Annotated in this window: 15 protein-coding genes; 12 read left to right on the top strand and 3 right to left on the bottom strand. The window is 62.9% G+C overall.

Annotated features, from left to right (window positions below):
* Window positions 1-90: 90 nt before the first annotated feature.
* The 3 genes from aat (at window position 91) to infA (ending at window position 1,856) form a co-directional block, all read left to right on the top strand.
* Window positions 91-771, top strand: coding sequence for a leucyl/phenylalanyl-tRNA--protein transferase (gene aat, locus IRZ77_RS01250; RefSeq protein ID WP_046614853.1), 681 nt, complete (start codon window positions 91-93; stop codon window positions 769-771).
* A 56-nt stretch (window positions 772-827) separates the two neighbouring features.
* A complete protein-coding gene (locus IRZ77_RS01255) occupies window positions 828-1,535 on the top strand; it encodes an arginyltransferase (RefSeq protein WP_013973288.1) in 708 nt (235 codons plus the stop codon).
* 102 nt (window positions 1,536-1,637) lie between these two features.
* The gene (infA, locus tag IRZ77_RS01260; RefSeq protein WP_002553999.1) at window positions 1,638-1,856 is read left to right on the top strand and encodes a translation initiation factor IF-1; all 219 of its coding nucleotides are present in this window, start codon (window positions 1,638-1,640) and stop codon (window positions 1,854-1,856) included.
* A gap of 182 nt (window positions 1,857-2,038) precedes the next feature.
* On the opposite strand, the gene clpA is transcribed toward infA, so the two are convergent.
* Window positions 2,039-4,309 (bottom strand): ATP-dependent Clp protease ATP-binding subunit ClpA, encoded by a 2,271-nt coding sequence (gene clpA / locus IRZ77_RS01265; protein ID WP_013973289.1) that lies wholly within the window; start codon window positions 4,307-4,309, stop codon window positions 2,039-2,041.
* Window positions 4,310-4,339: 30 nt separating this feature from the next.
* On the bottom strand, window positions 4,340-4,702 hold the full coding sequence (clpS, locus tag IRZ77_RS01270) for an ATP-dependent Clp protease adapter ClpS (RefSeq protein ID WP_013973290.1): 363 nt from the start codon (window positions 4,700-4,702) through the stop codon (window positions 4,340-4,342).
* A gap of 230 nt (window positions 4,703-4,932) precedes the next feature.
* On the opposite strand from clpS, the gene cspD reads away from it, so the two are divergent.
* A complete protein-coding gene (gene cspD / locus IRZ77_RS01275; RefSeq protein WP_196172714.1) occupies window positions 4,933-5,187 on the top strand; it encodes a cold shock domain-containing protein CspD in 255 nt (84 codons plus the stop codon).
* 72 nt (window positions 5,188-5,259) lie between these two features.
* On the opposite strand, the gene icd is transcribed toward cspD, so the two are convergent.
* Window positions 5,260-6,516, bottom strand: a complete 1,257-nt coding sequence (gene icd, locus IRZ77_RS01280; RefSeq protein ID WP_015270970.1) for an NADP-dependent isocitrate dehydrogenase — start codon at window positions 6,514-6,516, stop codon at window positions 5,260-5,262.
* Window positions 6,517-6,984: 468 nt separating this feature from the next.
* Here icd and IRZ77_RS01285 point away from each other — a divergent pair, with 468 nt between their 5' ends.
* From IRZ77_RS01285 to IRZ77_RS01320, 8 genes are all read left to right on the top strand, one after another.
* Window positions 6,985-9,210, top strand: coding sequence for an NADP-dependent isocitrate dehydrogenase (locus IRZ77_RS01285; protein WP_196172715.1), 2,226 nt, complete (start codon window positions 6,985-6,987; stop codon window positions 9,208-9,210).
* Between the two features lie 191 nt (window positions 9,211-9,401).
* Complete coding sequence (locus tag IRZ77_RS01290; RefSeq protein WP_108481121.1) at window positions 9,402-9,842, top strand: NUDIX hydrolase; 441 nt, start codon at window positions 9,402-9,404, stop codon at window positions 9,840-9,842.
* Window positions 9,843-9,901: 59 nt separating this feature from the next.
* Window positions 9,902-11,026, top strand: coding sequence for a tRNA 2-thiouridine(34) synthase MnmA (mnmA, locus tag IRZ77_RS01295; RefSeq protein ID WP_046614848.1), 1,125 nt, complete (start codon window positions 9,902-9,904; stop codon window positions 11,024-11,026).
* Window positions 11,023-11,649 (top strand): high frequency lysogenization protein HflD, encoded by a 627-nt coding sequence (hflD, locus tag IRZ77_RS01300; RefSeq protein WP_085599375.1) that lies wholly within the window; start codon window positions 11,023-11,025, stop codon window positions 11,647-11,649. Before mnmA ends, hflD begins: the two co-directional genes overlap by 4 nt.
* Before the next feature lie 236 nt (window positions 11,650-11,885).
* The gene (purB, locus tag IRZ77_RS01305; RefSeq protein WP_013973297.1) at window positions 11,886-13,256 is read left to right on the top strand and encodes an adenylosuccinate lyase; all 1,371 of its coding nucleotides are present in this window, start codon (window positions 11,886-11,888) and stop codon (window positions 13,254-13,256) included.
* Window positions 13,257-13,337: 81 nt separating this feature from the next.
* A complete protein-coding gene (locus tag IRZ77_RS01310; RefSeq protein WP_046614846.1) occupies window positions 13,338-14,504 on the top strand; it encodes a ribosomal protein uL16 3-hydroxylase in 1,167 nt (388 codons plus the stop codon).
* On the top strand, window positions 14,497-14,925 hold the full coding sequence (locus IRZ77_RS01315; RefSeq protein ID WP_003258855.1) for a GNAT family N-acetyltransferase: 429 nt from the start codon (window positions 14,497-14,499) through the stop codon (window positions 14,923-14,925). Before IRZ77_RS01310 ends, IRZ77_RS01315 begins: the two co-directional genes overlap by 8 nt.
* Before the next feature lie 205 nt (window positions 14,926-15,130).
* Entirely contained in the window at window positions 15,131-17,074 is a 1,944-nt protein-coding gene (locus IRZ77_RS01320; RefSeq protein WP_196172716.1) for a DNA topoisomerase III, read from the top strand.
* Window positions 17,075-17,275: the final 201 nt, after the last annotated feature.

Genomic DNA, 17,275 nt, shown 5'->3' on the forward strand with positions numbered 1-17,275 from the left:
CGGGCAAGCCCGCGAAGAAGCCAAAGAGATTGACCCTGCTTTTCACCCGCGCCATGCTGCCCTCTCCCCTCCCCCACCGCACGATAGACCATGCTCACCTGGCTGACCCGCGACTCGTTGACCTTCCCGCCCCTGGAAAAGGCCCTGCACGACCCCAACGGCCTGCTCGCCGCTGGCGGCGACCTGAGCCCCGAGCGCCTGGTGCAGGCCTATCGCCATGGCTGCTTCCCGTGGTACCAGGACGGCCAGCCGATCCTCTGGTGGTCACCCGACCCGCGCACCGTGCTGCTTCCGGACCAGCTGCACGTGTCGCGCTCGCTGGCCAAGTTGATGCGCCAGGGCCGCTACCAGGTCAGCTTCGACACCGACTTCCCGGCGGTGATCGCCGCCTGCGCCGCGCCACGCGACTACGCCGACGGCACCTGGATCACCGACACCATGCGCGCCGCCTACTGCGAGCTGCACCGACGCGGCATCGCTCATTCGGTGGAGGTGCGCCAGGACGGCGAGCTGGTTGGTGGCCTGTACGGCCTGGCCATCGGCCAGCTGTTCTTCGGCGAATCGATGTTCAGCCGCGCCGACAATGCATCCAAGGTCGGCTTCGTGACCCTGGTCAACCACCTGCGCCAAGCCGGTTTCGTCCTCATCGACTGCCAGATGCCGACCAACCACCTGCACAGTCTGGGGGCACATGCCATCAGCCGCGCCGAGTTCGCCGCCTACCTGGCACGCCACCTCGACCAGCCCAATAGCGCCACATGGCTTCCCTAGGCGAGTTCCCATAGCTGGCTTACACTTAAAGCAAAGTCTCACCGAGGGGGTTGATCATGACAGAGTTGGCGCGGTTGAAGTTCTATGCCACTCAGCCCCACTCCTGCAGCTACCTGCCCGACGAACAGGCAACCACGCTGTTCCTCGACCCCAGCCAGCCGATGGACGTGCACGTGTACGCCGACCTTTCGGAAATGGGTTTCCGCCGCAGTGGCGATCACCTGTACCGCCCGCACTGCCAGAACTGCAATGCCTGCGTGCCGGCACGCATCCCGGCGGCGCGCTTCATCCCCAACCGCCAGCAACGGCGCATTCTCAAGCGCAACGCCGACCTGACCGTGACCGCCGCACGCCCGGCGTTCAAGGAAGAGTACTTCGAGCTGTACCGGCGCTACATCGAAACGCGCCACGCCGATGGTGACATGTACCCGCCCAGCCGCGACCAGTTCTCCACCTTTCTGGTGCGCGACCTGCCGTTCTGCTGGTTCTACGAATTCCGCCTGGAAGGCCGTTTGATGGCAGTGGCGGTGTGCGACCTGCTGCCCAACGGGCTGTCGGCGGTATACACCTTCTACGAGCCGGACGAAGAACGCCGCAGCCTGGGCCGCTTTGCCATCCTCTGGCAGATCACCGAAGCCCTGCGCCAGGACCTGGAGGCGGTTTACCTGGGTTACTGGATCAAGAACTGCAAGAAAATGAACTACAAGACGCAGTATCGGCCTATCGAATTGTTGATAAATCAGCGCTGGGTCACCCTCAACTGAAAGGCATTGGCTTGACACACAGTTTTCGGGCATAATCCACGCCACTTTTTTGCCCGGTGCGGTTATGCGTCGGGCCAACACTGGATCCGAGGGCTCTACTGCATGTCGAAAGAAGACAGCTTCGAAATGGAAGGTACTGTCGTCGACACCCTGCCCAACACCATGTTCCGCGTGGAGTTGGAAAACGGGCACGTCGTAACCGCGCACATCTCCGGAAAGATGCGCAAGAACTACATCCGTATTCTCACTGGCGACAAAGTCCGCGTCGAACTGACGCCGTACGACCTGAGCAAGGGCCGCATCACTTATCGTGCGCGCTAAGCTCAAGCCATGAAAAAGCCCGGCCATGTGCCGGGCTTTTTTGTACCTGTCAGATTGTAGGGGCTGCGTAGCAGCCCTGTGGGAGCAGGTTCACCCGCGAAGAGCCCAACGCGATGGATGGCACCGGCTGCGCCGGTGTTCGCGACTAAAGCCGCTCCCACAGGTACAGCCCTGCCCCGTTTTCACGCAACCTCGGCCGTCGTCTCGAAGTCGAACACCAGCTCGCCATCACGCAGGTCGACATGCACCACGCCACCATGCTCGGCCAGTTCGCCAAACAGGATCTCCTCGGCCAGCGGCCGCTTGATCTTGTCCTGGATCAGCCGCGCCATCGGCCGCGCGCCCATCTGCACATCGTAGCCCGAGGCCGCCAGCCAGCCGCGTGCATCGTCGCTGACTTCCAGTAGCACCCGTTTGTCTTCCAGCTGCGCCTGCAGTTCGATAAGGAACTTGTCGACGATGCTCTTGATCGTCTCGTGGCTCAGGCGACCAAACTGGATGATGGTGTCCAGGCGGTTGCGGAACTCCGGCGTGAAGCTCTTGCGGATGACTTCCATGGCATCGGACGCATGGTCCTGATGGGTGAAGCCGATCGAGGCCCGCGCGGCTGTTTCTGCTCCGGCGTTGGTGGTCATGATCAGGATCACGTTGCGGAAGTCGGCCTTGCGCCCGTTGTTGTCGGTCAGTGTGCCATGGTCCATAACCTGCAGCAGCAGGTTGAAGACTTCAGGGTGGGCCTTCTCGATTTCGTCGAGCAGCAATACACAGTGCGGCTGCTTGGTGATCGCCTCGGTCAGCAAACCACCCTGGTCGAAGCCAACATAGCCAGGAGGCGCACCGATCAGGCGCGACACAGTGTGGCGCTCCATGTACTCGGACATGTCGAAGCGCACCAGCTCAACGCCCAGCGCCTTGGCCAGCTGCCGTGCAGCTTCGGTCTTGCCGACGCCGGTCGGGCCGGCGAACAGGAACGAACCGACAGGCTTGTCCGGCGACTTGAGCCCCGCGCGAGACAGCTTGATGGCGGTGGCCAGCGAATCGATCGCCTGGTCCTGACCAAATACGGTCAGCTTCAGGTCACGCTCGAGGTTGCGCAGCAGTTCCTTGTCGGAACTGGTCACGTGCTTCGGCGGAATCCGAGCGATCTTGGCGACGATGTCTTCGACCTGTGGCACATCGATGCGCTTGACGCGGTTGGCCTCCGGCTGCAGGCGCTGGTAGGCACCGGCTTCGTCGATCACGTCGATGGCCTTGTCCGGCATGTGCCGGTCATTGATGTAGCGTGAGGCCAGTTCAGCAGCGGCGCGCAAGGCTTCGTCGCTGTACTCGATGTTGTGGTGGCTTTCGAAGCGGCCTTTCAGGCCACGCAGGATGCCCACGGTGTCTTCGACCGATGGCTCGCTGACATCGACCTTCTGGAAGCGCCGCGCCAGGGCACGGTCCTTCTCGAAGATGCCGCGAAACTCCTGGAAGGTGGTCGAGCCGATGCAACGGATTTCACCGGACGACAGCAATGGCTTGAGCAGGTTGGACGCATCCATCACCCCACCCGACGCCGCACCGGCACCAATGATGGTGTGGATTTCGTCGATGAACAGGATCGCCTGCGGGCGCTTGCGCAGCTCGCCGAGCAGCGCCTTGAAGCGCTTCTCGAAATCGCCGCGGTATTTGGTGCCGGCCAGCAGCGCGCCGAGATCGAGGGAATACACCACGCTCTGCGCCAGCAGATCGGGCACCTGGCCATCGACGATGCGCTTGGCCAGGCCCTCGGCGATGGCAGTCTTGCCCACGCCCGCCTCGCCCACCAGCAACGGGTTGTTCTTGCGCCGACGGGCAAGGATCTGCGCCACGCGTTCCACTTCCTGCTCGCGGCCTACCAGCGGGTCGATACGGCCGGCACGGGCCAGTTCGTTCAGGTTGCTGGCATAGGCATCCAGCGGGTTGCTCGAGGAAGCGGTATCGCCGCCCTCTTCGTCCTGCATTTCCTGGTCGCTTTCGGAATGCGAACCATGGCCCGGTACCTTGGAGATGCCATGGGCGATGTAGTTGACCACGTCGATGCGGGCCACGCTCTGCTGCTTGAGCAGGAACACGGCCTGGCTTTCCTGTTCGCTGAAGATCGCAACCAGCACGTTGGCGCCGGTGACTTCACGCTTGCCGGAGCTTTGCACGTGGAACACGGCACGCTGCAGTACACGCTGGAAGCCCAGGGTCGGCTGGGTTTCGCGATCTTCGTCATTGACCGGGATCAGGGGTGTGGTGGAATCGATGAACTCTTGCAGGTCGTGCTTGAGTTTGTCGAGATTGGCGCCACAGGCGCGCAGAACGGTCGCGGCAGCCTCATTGTCAAGGAGTGCCAGCAGCAGATGTTCGACAGTCATGAACTCATGACGCTTCGAACGAGCCTCCTTGAAGGCAAGATTGAGGGTGACTTCGAGCTCGCGGTTTAACATAGCTTCACCTCATACCCAAGTGGTCGGCGATTAACCGTCCTTCTCGATTTCACAGAGTAGCGGATGCTGGCTTTCCCTGGCGTATTGGTTGACCTGCATAGCCTTTGTTTCGGCGATGTCACGGGTAAACAATCCGCACACTGCCCGCCCTTCGGTATGGACGGTCAGCATGATCTTGGTCGCCAGCTCGCGGTTCAGATTGAAGAACGTCTCGAGCACTTCGACGACGAAATCCATCGGCGTGTAGTCATCGTTGAACAAAACCACCTTGTACATCGGTGGCGCCTGCAGGATCGGCTTGGCTTCCTGAACTGCAAGACCTGAGCCGTCGTCCTCATTCGATTGCGGGCGATCCTGATTGAATGTTAGTCGAATCTCACTAGGTGCATGCATGGAAAGAATTTCATCATGAGCGACAGGTTAAGGTTGTGGGTTGACTGCGAAAGGCACGGCCAGCACAGGCGCCGGGCGACCTTGACTATCGGCAAAACGGTGTTACAACCAATAAGAACCCACCGTGGTCGATAAAGATCCGCGCAGTCAACCAGATTTTTCGCATGGTTCGTATGCGGATGACGTGGATGATACTCCAGTGATGGAGTCCTTTGCAGAGGGACATAGGGATGGCAAGCGGTAAAGTCAAGTGGTTCAACAATGCCAAGGGCTACGGATTCATCAATGAAGAGGGCAAGACTGACGACTTGTTCGCTCATTATTCAGCCATCCAGATGGACGGGTACAAGACGCTCAAGGCCGGCCAGGTCGTGAGCTTCGACATCGTCCAGGGCCCCAAAGGCCTGCACGCGGTGAATATCAGCAGCGCCACTGCCGCTGCGGCCACCAGGGCTCCGCAGACCAGCAGCACTGCCGACGCCTGAACTGCGGCGCCGCCTGCCGGTACGAAAAAAACCGGCCGCCTCCTGACTGGAAGCGGCCGGTTTTCCGTTGCCTTACATGTGCTTGATCATTTCATCGCCAAAGCCTGAACTGCTCACCAGCGTTGCACCGTCCATCAGGCGTTCGAAATCATAGGTCACGGTCTTGGCGGCAATCGCGCCATTGGTACCTTTGATGATCAGGTCCGCCGCCTCGGTCCAGCCCATGTGCCGCAGCATCATCTCCGCCGACAGGATCACCGAACCCGGGTTGACCTTGTCCTGCCCGGCATACTTGGGCGCGGTGCCGTGGGTGGCCTCGAACATGGCCACGGTGTCGGACAGGTTGGCACCCGGCGCAATGCCGATACCGCCCACTTCCGCCGCCAAGGCATCGGACAGGTAGTCACCGTTGAGGTTGAGGGTGGCGATCACGTCATACTCGGCCGGACGCAGCAGTATCTGCTGCAGCATGGCATCAGCGATGGCGTCCTTGACGATGACCTCGCGGCCGCTCTTGGGGTTCTTGAACTTCATCCACGGGCCACCATCGAGCAGCTCGGCCCCGAACTCGTCGCGCGCCACTTCATAGCCCCAGTCCTTGAAGGCACCCTCGGTGAACTTCATGATGTTGCCCTTGTGCACCAGGGTCAGCGACTCGCGGTCGTTGTCCACCACATACTGCAGGGCCTTGCGCACCAGGCGCTTGGTGCCCTCGCGGGACACCGGCTTGACGCCAATGCCGCAGTCCTGGTCGAAGCGGATCTTGGTAACGCCCATTTCCTCCTTCAAGAACTTGATTACCTTGTTCGCCTCGGGCGAACCGGCCTTCCACTCGATGCCGGCATAAATGTCCTCGGAGTTCTCGCGGAAGATCACCATGTCCACATCGCCGGGTTTTTTCACCGGGCTGGGCACGCCCTGGAACCACAGCACCGGGCGCAGGCACACGTACAGGTCCAGTTGCTGGCGCAAGGCCACGTTGAGCGACCGGATGCCACCGCCCACCGGGGTGGTCAGCGGCCCCTTGATCGACACCACATAATCACGCACGGCATCGAGGGTCTCCTGGGGCAGCCAGGTATCCTGATCGTACACCTGGGTGGCTTTTTCACCGGCGTACACCTCCATCCAGGCGATCTTGCGCTTGCCACCGTAGGCCTTCTGCACGGCGGCATCGACCACCTTGATCATTACCGGCGAAACATCGACGCCAATCCCGTCGCCCTCGATATAAGGAATGATCGGGTTGTCAGGAACGTTAAGCGAATGGTCGGCATTGACGGTGATCTTCGCGCCGTCGGTCGGAACCTTGATTTTCTGGTATCCCATGCTTGCACTACTCCGCTGTCGGGTGTGATTGGACATCATGCGATCCACTGAGCCTAAACCACATCTGTCGACCTGCAAGCTGCAGGAGCGGCGGTGCGGCGATCCGACTGGCCTGTGAAGAATGCACCGCCGGCGCTGCGGCGTTTCGCCACATTGCCGCTTAGTCTTTGGTCTTATAAGTGGGCCGATATCACTTGGCCTTGCTGATTAGCCCGAATGGTTTGGTATACTCCGCCGCGACCGAAGGGTCATTGGGGCGATCCCTTGGAAAAATGCGGACCGCCCTTGGCCATGAAAGGCCGTAAAGCCCGGGCTGTTACCGCAGCTCAGCACTTGACGCTCGACTGATGCATCCACCATCACCGCTCGCAGCCTCTCGACTTTCCGCTCATGGCGCTGCCAGGGCGATGCGCCTACCCTGCGCACCACGAGACTCGAGCACGCTCAGCACACAGAGAGTTAACCCGCATGCCCACCCGTTCCAAGATCATCTATACCTTCACCGACGAAGCCCCCGCCCTCGCCACTTACTCGCTGCTGCCGATCATCGAAGCCTTCACCGCTTCGGCCGACATCGCCGTCGAAACCCGCGACATCTCCCTGGCTGGCCGCATCCTCGCCGCCTTCCCGGAGCAACTGGGCGCAGAGAAGCAAGTAGGCGATCACCTGGCGGAACTGGGCCAGCTGGCTACCACCCCTGAAGCCAACATCATCAAGCTGCCGAACATCAGCGCCTCGGTACCGCAACTGAAAGCCGCGATCAAGGAACTGCAGGGCAAGGGCTTCAACATCCCTGACTACGCCGACGAGCCGGCCACCGCGGAAGAGAAAGAATCCCGCGCCCGCTACGACCGCATCAAGGGTTCCGCCGTGAACCCGGTACTGCGCGAAGGCAACTCCGACCGCCGCGCGCCGCTGTCGGTCAAGAACTATGCCCGCAAGCACCCGCACAAGATGGGCGCCTGGGCTGCCGACTCCAAGTCGCACGTTGCTCACATGACCCAGGGCGACTTCTACGGCAGCGAGAAAGCCGCACTGATCGAAGCTGACGACAGCCTGCGCATCGAGCTGGTCGGCAAAGACGGCAACACCACCGTACTGAAAGAAAAGACCGCGGTAAAAGCTGCCGAAGTCATCGACTGCGCCACCATGAGCCGCAAGGCCCTGAAAGCCTTCATCGCCGAGCAGATCGCCGATGCCAAGGCTTCCGGCGTGCTGCTGTCGGTACACTTGAAAGCCACCATGATGAAGGTCTCCGACCCGATCATGTTCGGCGTCATCGTCGAAGAGTTCTACAACGACGTGCTGGCCAAGCATGCCGCCGCCTTGGCTGAAGTCGGCTTCAACCCCAACAACGGCATCGGCGACCTGTACGCCCGCATCAAGGACCTGCCAGCCGAGAAGCAGGCCGAGATCGAAGCCGACATCCAGGCCCTGTACGCCCAGCGTCCGGCCCTGGCCATGGTCAACTCCGACAAAGGCATCACCAACCTGCACGTGCCGAGCGACGTCATTGTCGACGCCTCGATGCCAGCCATGATCCGCGACTCGGGCAAGATGTGGAACGCCGCCGGCGAACTGCAGGATGCCAAGGCGATCATCCCGGATCGCTGCTACGCCGGCATCTACCAGGCCACCATCGAAGACTGCAAGGCCAACGGCGCCTTCGACCCGACCACCATGGGCAGCGTACCGAACGTCGGCCTGATGGCACAGAAGGCCGAGGAATACGGCTCCCACGACAAGACCTTCCAGATCAAGGCCGACGGTGTCGTGCGCGTGGTCGACAGCAAAGGCCAGGTCGTTCTCGAGCAGAACGTCGAAGCCGGTGACATCTTCCGCATGTGCCAGGTCAAGGACGCGCCGATCCAGGACTGGGTCAAGCTGGCCGTCAACCGTGCCCGCCTGAGCAACACCCCGGCAGTGTTCTGGCTGGACCCCGCCCGCGCCCACGACGGCGTCATGATCGAGAAGGTGCAGAAGTACCTGAAGGACCACGACACCAGCGGCCTGGACATCCGCATCCTGGCACCGGTCGACGCCATCAAGTTCTCCCTGGCCCGCATCCGCGAAGGCAAGGACACCATCTCGGTGACCGGCAACGTGCTGCGTGACTACCTGACCGACCTGTTCCCGATCATGGAACTGGGCACCAGTGCCAAGATGCTGTCGATCGTGCCGCTGATGAACGGCGGTGGCCTGTTCGAAACCGGCGCCGGCGGTTCGGCACCGAAGCACGTGCAGCAACTGGTGGAAGAGAACTTCCTGCGTTGGGACTCGCTGGGTGAATTCCTGGCCCTGGCCGCTTCCCTGGAGCACCTGGGCAACACCTACGACAACCCGCGCGCCAAAGTGCTGGCCAACACCCTGGACCAGGCCACCGGCAAGTTCCTCGACACCAACAAGTCGCCTTCGCGCAAAGTCGGTGGTATCGACAACCGCGGCAGCCACTTCTACCTGACCCTGTACTGGGCCCAGGCCCTGGCCGCGCAGAACGACGACGCTGCCCTGCAGGCACGCTTCGCACCACTGGCCAAGACCCTGACCGAGAACGAGGAGACCATCGTCGCCGAGCTCAACGCCGTCCAGGGCAAGCCGGCCGACATCGGCGGCTACTATGCCCCGGATGCCGAGATGACCGCCAAGGTGATGCGCCCAAGCCAGACCCTGAACAGCGCCATTGCAGCCCTGTAAGGTTCGCTTGAAGTAACAGCACAAACCCCGGCCACGCACCGGGGTTTGTGCTTTCTGGACAAATGATATCTAGCGGCCAACACCTACCCTGTGGGAGCGGGTTTACCCGCGAATGCGATGCTGAAGCTACCGACGCATTCGCGGGTAAACCCGCTCCCACAGGGCCCGTGCCGGCCCTTATGGAGCTGTTCATGACCTGGCAACCCCACATCACCGTCGCCACCATCGTCGAACACGAAGGCAAGTTCCTCTTCGTCGAAGAATTCAAAGCCAACAAGCACGTCTTCAACCAGCCCGCCGGCCACCTCGAACCCAACGAGACCCTGCCCCAGGCCGCCCTGCGCGAAACCCTCGAAGAAACCGCCTGGGAAGTCGAGCTCACCGGCGTGGTCGGCATCTACCTGTACACCGCCCCAAGCAACGGCGTGACCTACCAGCGCATCTGCTTCGCCGCCCGTCCCGTGCGCCATCACGCCGACCTGGCGCTGGACAGCGACATCGTCCGCGCCGTGTGGCTGACCCGCGACGAACTGCTGGCCGACCCCGCCCGCTGGCGCAGCGAGCTGGTGCCACGCTGCCTGGACGACTACCTCAAAGGCCCCTTGCACAGCCTCGACCTGCTGCGCGACTGACGCGCCGGCGCAGGTTTGATAGAATCGGCGTTTTTCCCCCTTGATACACACCGGTAACCATGACCAGCCCAGCACTCAAAGACCCCGCCAAGACCCGCGTCATCGTCGGCATGTCCGGCGGCGTGGACTCTTCCGTCTCCGCCCTTCTGCTCATGGAGCAGGGCTACCAGGTGGAAGGGCTGTTCATGAAGAACTGGGAAGAAGACGACGGCACCGAATACTGCACCGCCCGTGAAGACCTGGCCGACGCCCAGGCCGTGTGCGACCGCATCGGCATCAAGCTGCACACCGCCAACTTCGCCGCCGAATACTGGGACAATGTGTTCGAGCACTTCCTCGAAGAGTACAAGGCCGGCCGCACGCCCAACCCGGACATCCTCTGCAACCGCGAAATCAAGTTCAAGGCGTTCCTCGACTACGCCCTGTCGCTGGGTGCCGACCTGATCGCCACCGGCCACTACGTGCGTCGCCGCGATACCGGCGAGCTCACCGAACTGCTCAAGGGCCTGGACCCGAACAAGGACCAGAGCTACTTCCTGCACGCCGTCGGTGGCAAGGAAATCGCCCGCACCCTGTTCCCGGTCGGCGAGCTGGAAAAGCCCGAAGTACGCGCCATTGCCGAAAAGCACGGGCTGGCCACCGCAAAGAAGAAGGACTCCACCGGCATCTGCTTCATCGGCGAGCGCCGCTTCAGCGACTTCCTCAAGCAATACCTGCCGGCCCAGCCGGGCAACATCGAAACAACCGACGGTGAAGTTATCGGCCGCCACCACGGCCTGATGTACCACACCATCGGCCAGCGCCAGGGCCTGGGCATTGGCGGCCTGAAGGACGCCGGCGACGAGCCGTGGTACGTGCTGCACAAGGACCTGACCCGCAACGTGCTGGTGGTCGGCCAGGGCAATGAACATCCGTGGTTGTTCTCCCGTGCCCTGCTCGCTTCGGAAATCTTCTGGGTCAACCCGGTCGACCTCAGCAGCCCGCGCCAGCTCACCGCCAAGGTGCGCTACCGCCAGAGCGACCAGCAGTGCACCCTGGAACTGACCGATAGCGGTTACCGCGCAGTGTTCGACGAACCGCAACGTGCCGTTACCCCGGGCCAGTCGGTGGTGTTCTATGACGGCGAAGTGTGCCTGGGCGGCGGCGTGATCGAAGCCGCCGAGCCTTGGAGCCCGCGCGCATGAGCAACCTGCAGGAGCAGCTGATTGCGTTGGGCGGTGTGTTCCAGGCCGCCGTACTGGTCGACCGCATCGCCCGCACCGGCCAGGCCAGCGAGGCCAACATCGGCTGCATGCTGGGCAGCCTGCTGGTGCGCGACCCCAAGGACACCCTGGAAGTGTTCGGCGGTGACGACCTGAATTTGCGCGACGGCTACCGCGCGCTGGTCGGCGCACTGGAGCGCGACCCCAGCAGCCTGCAGCGCGAGCCGCTGCGTTACGCCCTGTCGATGCTGGGCCTGGAGCGCCAGCTGAACAAGCGCGGCGACCTGCTCGACACCATCGGCAACCGCCTGCCGCAAATCCAGGCCCAGGCCGAGCATTTCGGCCTGGTTCATGAAAACGTCATCGCTTCCAGTGGAGCCTTGTACCAGGACACCCTGAGCACCTTGCGCCAGCGCATCCAGGTGCATGGCGACATGCGCTTCCTGCAGCAAGCCAGCAACGCCTCGAAGATCCGCGCCCTGCTGCTGGCCGGCATCCGCGCCGCCCGCCTGTGGCGCCAGCTGGGCGGGCACCGCTGGCAACTGGTGTTCAGCCGGCGCAAGCTGTTGAACGAACTGTACGACATGATGCGCAACCCCTCCTGACAGGGTTTTGACAGTTCCGGCCCTATCGCCGGCAAGCCAGCTCCCACAGGACTTGCACTGTGCTCAAGGCCGGTGCAGTACCTGTGGGAGCCGGCTTGCCGGCGATAGGGCCAGAACAGGCAATGCACAATGCACAGCTTATTTATGGCCCGACCTTTGGTCAGCCACCCGACTCGGGCGCAAAATTCATGTATGATATGCGCCCTTCCAAAAGCCTGACTGTCCGAGAACACCCCATGCAGCTTTCTTCGCTCACTGCGGTTTCCCCTGTAGACGGCCGTTATGCCGGCAAAACCCAGGCCTTGCGCCCCATTTTCAGCGAATTCGGCCTGATCCGTTTCCGCGCCCTGGTCGAAGTGCGCTGGCTGCAGCGCCTGGCCGCCCACCCGCAGATCGGCGAAGTGCCGGCGTTTTCCGCCGAAGCCAACGCCCTGCTGGACAGCCTGGCCACCGACTTCAAGCTCGAGCACGCCGAACGCGTCAAGGAAATCGAGCGCACCACCAACCACGACGTCAAGGCGATCGAATACCTCCTCAAGGAGCAGGCCGCCAAGCTGCCTGAGCTGGCCAAGGTCAGCGAGTTCATCCATTTCGCCTGCACCAGCGAGGACATCAACAATCTGTCCCACGCCCTGATGCTGCGCGCCGGCCGTGACGAAGTGCTGCTGCCGCTGATGCGCCAGATCGCCGACGCCATCCGCGCCCTGGCCCACGCCCACGCCGACGTGCCGATGCTGTCGCGCACCCACGGCCAGCCGGCTTCGCCGACAACCCTGGGCAAGGAACTGGCCAACGTCGTATACCGCCTGGAGCGCCAGATCGCCCAGGTTGCCGCCGTGCCGCTGCTGGGCAAGATCAACGGCGCCGTGGGCAACTACAACGCTCACCTGTCGGCCTACTCGCAGATCGACTGGGAGCAGAACGCCCGCGCCTTCATCGAAGACGAGCTGGGCCTGCAGTTCAACCCGTACACCACCCAGATCGAGCCGCACGACTACATCGCCGAGCTGTTCGACGCCATCGCCCGCTTCAACACCATCCTGATCGACTTCGACCGCGATGTGTGGGGCTACATCTCGCTGGGCTACTTCAAGCAGAAGACCGTTGCCGGTGAAATCGGCTCGTCGACCATGCCGCACAAGGTCAACCCGATCGACTTCGAAAACTCCGAAGGCAACCTGGGTATCGCCAACGCGCTGTTCCAGCACCTGGCCAGCAAGCTGCCGATCTCGCGCTGGCAGCGTGACCTGACCGACTCCACCGTGCTGCGCAACCTGGGCGTGGGCTTTGCCCACAGCGTCATCGCCTACGAAGCCAGCCTGAAAGGCATCGGCAAGCTGGAAGTCAACGAAGCCCGCATCGCCGCCGACCTGGACGCCTGCTGGGAAGTGCTGGCCGAGCCGATCCAGACCGTGATGCGCCGCTTCAACATCGAAAACCCCTACGAGAAGCTCAAAGAGCTGACCCGTGGCAAGGGCATCACCCCGGAAGCGCTGCTGACCTTCATCGACGGCCTGGACATGCCAGCCGAAGCCAAGGCCGAGCTCAAGCAACTGACCCCTGCTACCTACATCGGCAACGCGGCAGCACAGGCCAAACGCATCTAAGCTGACCGTCGCGTTCAACGCCCGGCCTGGCCGGGCGTTTTTATTCCCGAACGAAAATTACATTTTTTCAATAGGTTGAACATGAATCCTGATACTCCACTGCAGCTGCTTGGCGGCATCTCGGCCCGCGAATTCATGCGCGACTACTGGCAGAAGAAGCCGCTGCTGGTGCGCCAGGCATTCCCGGATTTCATCAGCCCGATCGACCCCGACGAGTTGGCCGGCCTGGCCCTGGAAGAGGAAGTAGAGTCGCGTATCGTGCTCGAGCACGGTGCGCACCCGTGGGAACTGCGTCGCGGCCCGTTCACCGAGGACACCTTCGCAGAGCTGCCGGAAAAGGACTGGACCCTGCTGGTGCAGGCCGTGGACCAGTTCGTCCCGGAAGTAGCCGAACTGCTGGAAAACTTCCGCTTCCTGCCCAGCTGGCGCATCGATGACGTGATGATCAGCTTCGCCGCTCCCGGTGGCAGCGTCGGCCCGCACTTCGACAACTACGACGTGTTCCTGCTGCAGGGCCACGGCCAGCGCAACTGGAAAATCGGCCAGATGTGCAGCAGCGAAAGCTCGCTGCTGGAGCACGCCGACCTGCGCATCCTCGCCGACTTCGAACAGAGCGATGAGTGGACCCTGGAGCCGGGCGACATGCTCTACCTGCCGCCACGCCTGGCCCACTATGGCGTGGCCGTGGATGACTGCCTGACCTACTCGGTAGGCTTCCGCGCGCCAAGCGCCGCCGAAGTGCTGACCCACTTCACCGATTTCCTCGGCCAGTTCCTGCCCGACGAAGAACGCTACAGCGACGCCGACGCCCAACCGGTCAGCGACCCGCACCAGATCCAGCACGACGCCCTCGACCGCCTCAAGGCGCTGCTCGACAAGCACATGGGCGACAAGGACCTGCTGCTGACCTGGTTCGGCCAGTTCATGACCGAGCCGCGCTACCCCGAGCAGATCGTCGGTGAAGAGCTGTCCGAGGAAGAGCTGATCGATGCCCTGGAACAGGGCGCCATCCTGATCCGCAACCCGAGCGCGCGCCTGGCCTGGTCGGAATTCGAAGAAGACCTGCTGCTGTTCGCCAGCGGCCGCAGCTGCCCGCTGCCGGGCAAACTGCGCGACCTGCTGAAGCTGGTTTGCGCGGCCGACGCCCTGCACATCGACAACCTGGGCGAATGGCTGCAGGATGAAGATGGCCTTATGCTGGTACAGCAGCTGGTCAAACAAGGAAGCCTGGGATTCGCCAATGAATAAGATTCGTGTGCGCCTCGCCGACTGGCACAAGGACAACGCCGACATCCGCCGCATCCGCGAAGCGGTATTCATTGCCGAACAGCACGTGCCGCCGGAGCTGGAGTGGGACTCGGATGATCCGACCGCCGCGCATTTCCTGGCCCTGGAAGGCGACTACCCGATCGGCACCGCGCGCCTGCTGCCTGATGGCACCATCGGCCGGGTCTCGGTGCTGAAGGACTGGCGCGGGCTGAAGGTGGGTGACGCGCTGATGAACGCGGTGATTGTCGAAGCACAGAACCGCGACCTGAAGCAGCAGATGCTCAGCGCCCAGGTGCACGCCACGCCGTTCTACGAACGGCTGGGCTTTCGCGTAGTCAGCGAAGAGTTCCTCGAAGCCGGCATCCCGCACGTGGACATGGTGCGCGACTCGCGCGCCTGATCCACGACTTCCCCGCAGTGCCCCCCACAAATTCTCAAAATTGTTGGGGGGCCCCTGTGGGAGCGGGTTCACCCGCGAAGAGGCCAACACAGCCAAGACATCCCCCCTGACAAAAAAACCTGTACATCCATCCAGATAAAACTTGCCTCCGCGCCCTCGCTTGCGCATCCTATCGCCCATCACCCCCGATGAAGCGTCCCCGGCCATGCGCCTGTTCCTCTGCGAAAAACCCTCCCAGGCAAAAGATATCGCCAAAGTGCTCGGCGCCAACCGCAAGGGCGATGGCTGCTGGCAAGGTACCGACGTCTGCGTGACCTGGTGCATCGGCCACCTGCTGGAAACCGCCCCGCCCGACAGCTACGACGAGCGCTACAAGCGCTGGAACCTGGCCGACCTGCCGATCATCCCGGAAAAGTGGAAGATGCTGGTCAAGCCCAAGACCGCCAGCCAGTTCAAGGCAGTCAAGCGCCTGCTCGGCGAAGCGCGCGAACTGGTGATCGCCACCGACGCCGACCGCGAAGGCGAAATGATCGCCCGCGAACTGGTCGAGCATTGCCGCTACCGCGGCCCGGTCCAGCGCCTGTGGCTGTCGGCACTGGACGACGCCTCCATTCGCAAGGCCCTGGCGCGGCTGCTGCCGGGCCACGAAACCTTCAACCTGTACCACTCGGCGCTGGGCCGTTCGCGCGCAGACTGGCTGATCGGCATGAACATGAGCCGGCTGTTCACCCTGCTGGGCCGCCAGTCAGGCTATCAGGGCGTGCTGCCGGTGGGCCGGGTGCAAACACCCACCTTGCGCCTGGTGGTAGACCGCGACCGCAGCATCGCCAACTTCGTGCCGGTACCGTTCTGGGCCATCGACGTGCAGCTCGAACACGCTGGCTTTGGCTTCAACGCCCAGTGGCGCGCCCCCGAGGACGCCTGCGACGACCAGGGCCGCTGCCTGAACCAGGCCCTGGCGCAGCAGGCTGCCGCCGACATCGGCAATGCGGGTACTGCCCGGGCCGTGAAGGTGGCCACCGAGCGCGTGCGTGAAGCGGCACCCCTGCCCTTCGACCTTGGAACCCTGCAGGAGCTGTGCTCGAAAAAGTTCGGCCTCGGTGCCCAGGAAACACTCGACATCGCCCAGGCCTTGTACGAAACCCATAAGCTCATCACCTACCCCCGTAGCGACTGCGGCTACCTGCCGCAAAGTCAGCACGCTGAAGCGCCCGCCATCCTCGCCGCCCTGCAACGGGCCGATGCCAGCCTGGCGCCGCTGCAGCCCTATCTGGAGCCGCAACGCCGCTCACGGGCGTGGAACGACGCCAAGGTCAGTGCCCACCACGGCATCATCCCCACTGCCGCCGCCAGCGACCCGTCGCGCCTGCCGGCCAAGTACAAGGCTGTGTACACCCTGATCCGCGCTCGCTACCTGGCGCAGTTCCTGCCCAACCACGAGTACGACCGGACCCAGGCCGATTTCGACTGCGCCGGCCATGCCCTGCGTGCAGTAGGCAAGCAGATCGTCGAACCAGGCTGGCGCCGTGCGCTGCCCGAGGCGCTGAACCCGGCCAAGGGCCGCGAGGCACCACCGGCCCAGGTGCTGCCGGCGCTGCACGAAGGCCAGGACTGCACAGTGCAGGGCCTGCAACTGAAAGACCTGTGGACCCAGCCACCCAAACCGTTTACCGAAGGCGACCTGATCAAGGCGATGAAGAACGTGGCCAAGCTGGTAGAGGACCCACGGTTGAAGCAGAAGCTCAAGGAAACCACCGGTATCGGCACCGAGGCCACCCGCGCCAGCATCATCCAGGGCCTGCTTGACCGCGGCTACCTGGTGAAGAACGGCAAAGCCCTGTCCGCCACCCCTGCGGCCTTCAGCCTGATCGACGCCGTGCCCCGCGCCATTGCCGACCCAGGCACCACGGCTATCTGGGAGCAGGCGCTGGACATGGTGCAGAGTGGCGAGATGACGCTGGAGGAGTTCGTCGCCCGGCAGTCGGCATGGATGGGCAAGCTGGTCGAACGGTGCAGCGGCATGCGCATGACCATCAGCGGGCCAGCAGCCGGGGCTGCGCCGCCGTGGAAGAAGAAGCGCAGGGGCGGCGGGAAAAGCAAAGCGGCCGCAGGCAAGCCAAGGCAGCCTCGAAAAAAGGCGACAACCTGAAGATTTTGCCCTCCCACGTCAGGCCCCTTCGCGGGTAAACCCGCTCCCACAGTTACAGCGCCGACCTCAAGACCTGCGATGACTCCGTGGGAGCGGGTTTACCCGCGAAAGGGCCAGGACAGGCAACACAACAACCCCAGGTAAACCACAAAGCCGGCCAATGCGTTGGCGCCATGAAATTTACCTGCTAAATTTTCATGA

Source organism: Pseudomonas pudica, from assembly GCF_015680405.1.
In the GTDB taxonomy this organism is placed as follows: domain Bacteria; phylum Pseudomonadota; class Gammaproteobacteria; order Pseudomonadales; family Pseudomonadaceae; genus Aquipseudomonas; species Aquipseudomonas pudica.